At 68.8% G+C, this 491-nt stretch carries 1 pseudogene; it reads right to left on the bottom strand.

From position 1 onward, the window contains the following. Nucleotides 1-107 precede the first annotated feature (107 nt). A pseudogene (locus Q1B08_RS21690) lies at nucleotides 108-491 on the bottom strand (hypothetical protein); the annotation flags it as partial.

Here is a 491-nt window from a genome sequence, read left to right as displayed (position 1 = left end):
GACGTTGACGGGTTGCCAGTTGCACACGCAGGGCGACGTGCGTTCGGTGTAGGTCGCGCAGCCCGCGAGCAGGGCGGCAAGCGCGAGCGTGGCGATGATCCGGGCCATCAGACAGCCTCCTCGAATTGAATGATCCTGTCGTCGTCGTCGTCGTCGTCGTCCGCGTCGGGATCGTCCGCGACGCGGCCCGCGCCGAGCGTGCCGAGCATCGGCCCGAGGACCGACAGGTCGAGATCGACCACCGTGCTGGCGTCGTTGGCCCGCACCAGCGCCAGGCGCGCGCCCGCGGACGACGCGCAGAGGAAGGTCTCTTCCCGGTCGGTGAGATTGAGCGGCGCCATCTCCCGGGCCGTGTTCCGCGAGCTCGGGAACAGGATCTGCGTCACGCAGCTCTCGAAGATCGAGCCGCCGGCGGCGCTCTCGGCGATGTGGCCCACGCGCTGCGTCAGCATGACGACGACCACGTTCTTCTTGCGCATCGTCAGCATCCA

This window comes from uncultured Jannaschia sp. (genome assembly GCF_947494025.1).
Taxonomy (GTDB): domain Bacteria; phylum Pseudomonadota; class Alphaproteobacteria; order Rhodobacterales; family Rhodobacteraceae; genus Jannaschia.
This window is presented reverse-complemented; position numbering and strand designations above follow the sequence as displayed.